The sequence below is a fragment of the Nocardia farcinica genome (genome assembly GCF_029867845.1).
Lineage (GTDB): Bacteria > Actinomycetota > Actinomycetes > Mycobacteriales > Mycobacteriaceae > Nocardia > Nocardia farcinica_A.
Window position 1 is genome coordinate 1 of the sequence record NZ_JARWRU010000280.1, and the last position, 6001, is coordinate 6001.

Sequence of the window (6001 nt, forward strand, 5' to 3'; positions counted from 1 at the left end):
ATCGGGGGTGGTGATGCCCCTGGCCACCAGATCCTGTGCCACCGAGGCGAAGTCCTCGTAGACGCGGTGGCGGTTCTCCTTCTGCGCCGAGGTGTGCCACTCCGGGCCGTACTCGCCGCCGCCGCGGATGTTGGTCATCACCCAGGTGCCGCCGCGCTCGAGCCAGCCCATGCCGGAGGCGCCGCTGTAGGCGGGGGTGCGCGAGACCTCGAAGCCGCCGTAGCCGGACATGACCGCCGGACCGGGGGTGCCGCGCAGGTCGCGGTGCCTGATCACGAAGTAGGGCACCTGGGTGCCGTCGTCGGAGGTGGCGAAGAACTGCTCGGTTTCGATGCCCTCGGCGTCGAAGAACTGCGGTTCCTGCGCCAGCACCCTGGTCGGCCCGCCCACCGATCCGGCCAGCAGCGTCGCCGGAGTGGTGAAACCGCTGGTGGTGAGCATGAACTCGTCGCCGCCCTCCAGCGGGTCGAGGTTGATGACGCTGGTGGTGGCCATCGGCGGGGTGTCGGCCAGCGGCTCGACGGTCCAGCTGCCCGGGGTGAGCACGTGCAGTTTGGTCTGCACGTCCTGCAGGGTGATCAGCAGCAGATAGTTCTCGGTCCAGCCGTAGCCGTGCAGGGAGGTGTGCGCGTCGGGGGAGAACAGCACCCGGAAGTCGCGCTCACCCGCCAGGAAGCGCTCGAAGTCGGTGACCAGCAGCGAGCCGGTGGGGTAGGTCTGCCCGCCCACCTGCCACGGCGAGCGCAGCCGCACCAGCAGCCACTGCTTGTACCAGGACTCGCTGGCGTCGGTCGGCACGTCCAGCAGCCGGGCGGTGCCGTCCGGCTCGATCAGGTAGACCTCCTCGTTGAAGAAGTCGGTGGCCCGGCCGACGAAATGCCGCTCGTAGCCGGGGGTGCGGTCGTAACCGGCCGAGACCGCGACATCGGTGGGCTCGCCCTCGAAGACCAGCTCCGCCTCGGCCAGGTCGGTGCCGCGGCGCCAGCGCTTGGCGATGCGCGGGTAGCCGGAGTCGGTCAGCGAGCCCGGCCCGAAGTCGGTGCCCACATACACCTGGTCCTCGTCGATCCAGCGGATCTCGGACTTGGCCTCGGGCAGCACGTAGCCGCCCTCCTCGGCCGGGACGAACCGGCGCGCCTCGATGTCGAACTCGCGCACCACCTTGGCGTCCGCGCCGCCGCGGGACAGGCTGATCAACGCGCGGTGCTGCTCGGGACGCAGCACGGCCGCCCCGCCCCACACCCAGTTCTCGCCCTCGGCCTCGGCGAGGGCGTCCAGGTCGATGAGCACGTCCCAGCGCGGAGCCGGACTCGCGTATTCCTCGAAGGTGGTGCGCCGCCACAGCCCGCGCGGGTGGTCGGCGTCGCGCCAGAAGTTGTAGAGCCACCGCCCGCGCCTGCCCGGATAGGCGATCTTGGTATCGGTGTCGAGCATGTCGAGGATGCGCTGTTCGAGCCGGGCGAAGCGCTCGGTGGCCGCGAAGCGCCGCGCGACCACGTCGTTGTGGGCTCTCGCCCAGTCCAAAGCGCGCTCGTCGGTCACTTCCTCGAGCCACAGATAGGGATCGGTCACGTTGTGCTCCACGCCGCTCATCCCCATATTGTGTCCGAGCCGATCGGCCGCCGTGTGCGCGGTCGGCCGATGCGCGCGACGCGCCGGGTGCGCGGCAGCCGAGGATTTGCCCGCGCTCGCGCGGGATTCGTGCGGGGCATGGCTGCGGCCGGGCATTCCGGCAGCCGCGCACGTCGCGCGGAAACCGGCGCGGGCGAACAGCTGCGGTCCAGATCTCGCCGCGCCGCCCGGGCCGACGGCCGTTTCCGCCTGGTCCGCGACCTCGCGGACGTGGACGCCGTGTCGCCGCCGCGGTCCCGACCGATGTCGATAGCCGACGTGCATCAGTCGTCCGGCGCGCCCGCGCCCGCTCGGTGCTCGACGGCTTTCCGGCATGTGGCAGCGATCTCACCGATCCGGGGGCGCGGTGGGTGAACTCGCGGCGGCGGAGTTAGGCTCGACACCGTGACTTCCCACTACGATGTCGTCGTTCTCGGTGCTGGTCCCGGCGGTTACGTCGCCGCGATCCGCGCCGCACAACTCGGCCTGCGAACAGCGATCGTCGAGCAGAAATACTGGGGTGGCGTGTGCCTGAACGTGGGCTGCATCCCCTCGAAGGCACTGCTGCGAAACGCGGAGCTCGCCCACATCTTCCACAAGGAAGCCAAGACGTTCGGAATCTCCGGCGACGTCAGCTTCGACTTCGGCGCGGCGTTCGACCGCAGCCGCAAGGTCGCCGACGGCCGGGTCAAGGGCGTCCACTTCCTGATGAAGAAGAACAAGATCGACGAGTACGACGGGAAGGGCAGTTTCGTCGACGCGAACACCCTCTCGGTCGAGCTGACCAAGGGCGGCGCCGAGTCGATCACCTTCGACAACGTCATCATCGCCACCGGCACCGTCACCAAGCTGCTGCCCGGCACCTCGCTGAGCAAGAACGTGGTCACCTACGAGGAGCAGATCACCACCCGTGACCTGCCCGGCTCGATCCTCATCGTTGGTGCGGGCGCCATCGGCATGGAGTTCGGCTACGTCCTGAAGAACTACGGCGTGGACGTGCGGATCGTGGAGTTCCTCGACCGCGCGCTGCCCAACGAGGACGCCGACGTCTCCAAGGAGATCACCAAGGCCTACAAGAAGCTCGGCATCACCATCACCACCGGTGCGGCCGTGCAGTCCATCGACGACGACGGCGCCAAGGTCACCGTCGCCATCAAGGACAACAAGTCCGGCGCCGTCGAGACCGTCACCGTGGACAAGGTGCTGCAGGCCGTCGGCTTCGCGCCCCGCGTGGAGGGCTACGGCCTGGAGAACACCGGCGTCGAGCTGACCGAGCGCGGCGCCATCGCCATCGACGACCACATGCGCACCAATGTGCCGCACATCTACGCCATCGGCGACGTCACCGCCAAGCTCCAGCTGGCGCATGTGGCCGAGGCGCAGGGCGTGGTTGCCGCCGAGACCATCGGCGGCGCCGAGACCCAGACCCTGGGCGACTACCGGATGATGCCGCGCGCCACCTTCTGCCAGCCGCAGGTGGCCAGCTTCGGCCTCACCGAGGAGCAGGCCCGCGCCGAGGGCTACGACGTGAAGGTGGCGACCTTCCCGTTCACCGCCAACGGCAAGGCGCACGGCCTCGGCGACCCGACCGGTTTCGTCAAGCTCATCTCCGACAACCGCTACGGCGAACTGCTCGGCGGCCACATGATCGGCCCCGACGTCTCCGAGCTGCTGCCCGAGCTGACCCTGGCCCAGAAGTGGGACCTGACGGTCAACGAACTCGCCCGCAACGTGCACACCCACCCGACGCTGAGCGAGGCGCTGCAGGAGGCCATCCACGGCCTGGCCGGCCACATGATCAATTTCTGAAAACCCTTGCGCGGCAGCGCCTGTGCTCCTGACGGGGCCGGGCGCTGCCGTCGTCTCACCGGTTCGCGCGGCCGCGCCCGATGTGCTTGTATGGCCGGATGCATCGTAAGGGATGGATCGTGTCGCCCTCGGACTGGTGATCGTCGTTCTGCTCGCCGTCGGCGGCTACCAGCTCATCAGCTCCCGCACCTACCAGCTCGCCGGTGACCTCGTCGACCGTGTCGACACCGAGGAGAAGGTCGTCGCCCTGACGTTGGACGACGGCCCGAGCGACCGCGCCCCCGAGGTGCTGCGGGTGCTGTCCGAGCTCGACGTCCCCGCCACCTTCTACCTCAACGGCCGCGACGTCGACGCCCGCCCCGAGCACGCCCGCGCCATCCTGGCCGCAGGCCACGAACTCGGCAACCACACCTACAACCACCGCCGCCTGGTCTTCGTCACCCCCGGCACCGTGCGCGAGTAGGTGGAGAAGACCGACACCGCGCTGCGCGCCATCGGCTACCAGGGCCCGATCACCTTCCGTCCGCCCTACGGCAAGAAACTGCTCTCCCTGCCCCGCTACCTCGCCGACCACGACCGCACCACTGTCATGTGGGACGTCGAACCCGACTCCGGCGTCACCGCCACCGCCGAGACCATCGCCGCCCAGGCCGTCCGCGAGACCCGCCCGGGCTCGATCATCCTGCTGCACGTCATGTACGGCAACGGCGCCGAATCCCTCGCCGCCATCCCCCGCATCGTCGAGGACCTGCGCGCCGAGGGCTATCGCTTCGTCACCGTCTCCGACCTCCTCGGTCACTGAGCGCGAGCGGAGCTCGCCCCATCGTCCGGCATCCGCGGGTGTGCTCGGTGACGGCCCGCGCCCGGAGGCGAGGGCTGCCCGATGGGCGGCTCGGGCGCGGTGACGATGAACCCGCCCCGGCGGGGTCAGGAGGGGAGGAGGCCGTAGGCGCGGGTCGGGATGAGGCGGGCCAGGACGCGGCGGTCGGCGACCATGGCGCGGCGGTAGTCCTCCCAGTCGGGGTGTTCGCCCGCGGCGGTGCGGTAGTAGGTGACGAGAGCGTCGATGCCGGGGGCGTGCGGGTCGGTGGCGACCTCGGTCAGGGTGACGTCGCATTCGAGGACGACATAGGAGCGGAAGTCGGGGGAGGTGACGTGCAGGGCGGCCCAGGGGGTGCGGCGCAGGTTGTGGTACTTGGCGCGGTCGGCGGTGATGGAGATCAGGATGTCGCCCGCCTCGTCGATCACGTGCAGGACGTTGGAGAGCTGGGGACGGCCGTCCCGGCGCAGGGCGGTGAGCACGGAATTCTTCGTGCCGCGGGCGAATTCGATGGCGTTGGTCAGTTCCATGGCCGGTACAACCGGATACCGGGTGGATGCGTTCCCGGCGCGGAGGGCCGCCCGGGGTGAGCGGCCCTCCCGGGTGGGATCAGACCCACTGCACCAGCTGGAAGATGATGCCGTTGGGGTCGCGCATCTGGAAGTAGCGCTCGCCCCACTCCTCGGTCTCGATCGGGGTGACGATCGGGACGCCTTCGCCGCGCAGTCGCTCGTACTCGGCGTCGATGTCGTCGACGACGAACACCACGAGCAACCCCTGTCCCGCCGCGCCCGCGATCTCGGCGGGCTTGAAGGTGGACAGGCCGGTGCGCAGGAAGATGAGGTTCATCCCGGCGTCGGGCCGGGCGAGGGAGACGAAGCCCTCGGCGGCCATCTGCTCGGTGAAGCCGAGGTGGTCGGTGACGAAACGGGCGGAGGCGGCGGGGTCGGCGACGTTCAGGGACAGGGCGGACGAGGTGATCGGCAAGGCGGCTCCATGGGTCGGCTCGGGCAACTCCGTACGTAGTACACCGTACATCGTACGGTTACTCCCGGCACGCGAAATTTTTTCGGGAGTCCCGGTCTCGCTGGGGTCAGAACCGGTCGCGGCGGATGCGCAGCGCGGTGATGGTGGCGGCCAGACCCTCGTACTGGTTGATCAGCAGCACGATCTCGATCAGGCGGCGCTCGTCGTAGTGTGCGGCCAGCGCGGACCAGTTCGCGTCGTCGATGTCGCGGGTGGTGACCAGTTGGTCGACGGCGGCCAGCAGGGCGCGGTGCCGGTCCGACCAGGCCGGGTCCGCGGGGCCGGTGCGGATCCGGTCGAGGATCTCCGGGGTGACGCCCGCGCGTCTGCCAAGGCGGATGTGGTGGTCGGTCTCGTATTCGCAGGCTCGCAGGTGGGCCACGCGCAGGATGACCAGTTCGGATTCGTGGCGCGAGAGCCTGCCGCCCGGCATGAGCTTGCCGGAGAAGTGCAGCCAGCCGCGGAACAAGCCCTTGGTGCGGCCGAGGGTGCTGAACAGCTGGGCGTCGGCGGTGCCCGCGGCGCGCGAGAGCACCCGCCAGACGAGCCAGTTGACCGGGCCGAGTTCCCGTAACCGGCCCGGTTCGATCCGTGCCTGTGACATGGACGCCATCGTCGCTGCCTCCCGCCGTCGGATCGGTGCGGCGGCGCCGCCGGCCCGGGCGCCGCGCCGACCCCCAGGGCCCCGCGCGGGGGGGTGTAACCGCAGCGGGGGGTTTGGGCGGCATTGCCCGG

The 6001-nt window shown here is 69.9% G+C and carries 5 protein-coding genes and 1 pseudogene; 2 read left to right on the top strand and 4 right to left on the bottom strand.

Annotated features, from left to right (window positions below; genetic code table 11):
* On the bottom strand, positions 1-1593 hold a 1593-nt coding region (locus QH283_RS05850), incomplete at its 3' end, for a prolyl oligopeptidase family serine peptidase (protein ID WP_280501992.1).
* A 423-nt stretch (positions 1594-2016) separates the two neighbouring features.
* On the opposite strand from QH283_RS05850, the gene lpdA reads away from it, so the two are divergent.
* Positions 2017-3420, top strand: a complete 1404-nt coding sequence (gene lpdA, locus QH283_RS05855; RefSeq protein WP_280501993.1) for a dihydrolipoyl dehydrogenase — start codon at positions 2017-2019, stop codon at positions 3418-3420.
* A gap of 112 nt (positions 3421-3532) precedes the next feature.
* A pseudogene (locus QH283_RS05860) lies at positions 3533-4222 on the top strand (polysaccharide deacetylase family protein).
* Positions 4223-4347: 125 nt separating this feature from the next.
* Here the strand turns inward: QH283_RS05860 and QH283_RS05865 are convergent.
* The 3 genes from QH283_RS05865 to QH283_RS05875 all read right to left on the bottom strand — a co-directional run bounded on the left by QH283_RS05865 (position 4348) and on the right by QH283_RS05875 (position 5879).
* Entirely contained in the window at positions 4348-4770 is a 423-nt protein-coding gene (locus tag QH283_RS05865) for a PPOX class F420-dependent oxidoreductase (RefSeq protein ID WP_280501994.1), read from the bottom strand.
* Between the two features lie 79 nt (positions 4771-4849).
* The gene (locus QH283_RS05870; protein WP_280501995.1) at positions 4850-5227 is read right to left on the bottom strand and encodes a VOC family protein; all 378 of its coding nucleotides are present in this window, start codon (positions 5225-5227) and stop codon (positions 4850-4852) included.
* Positions 5228-5333: 106 nt separating this feature from the next.
* Positions 5334-5879: a carboxymuconolactone decarboxylase family protein gene (locus QH283_RS05875; RefSeq protein WP_280501996.1), complete on the bottom strand. Its 546-nt coding sequence runs from the start codon at positions 5877-5879 to the stop codon at positions 5334-5336.
* Positions 5880-6001: the final 122 nt, after the last annotated feature.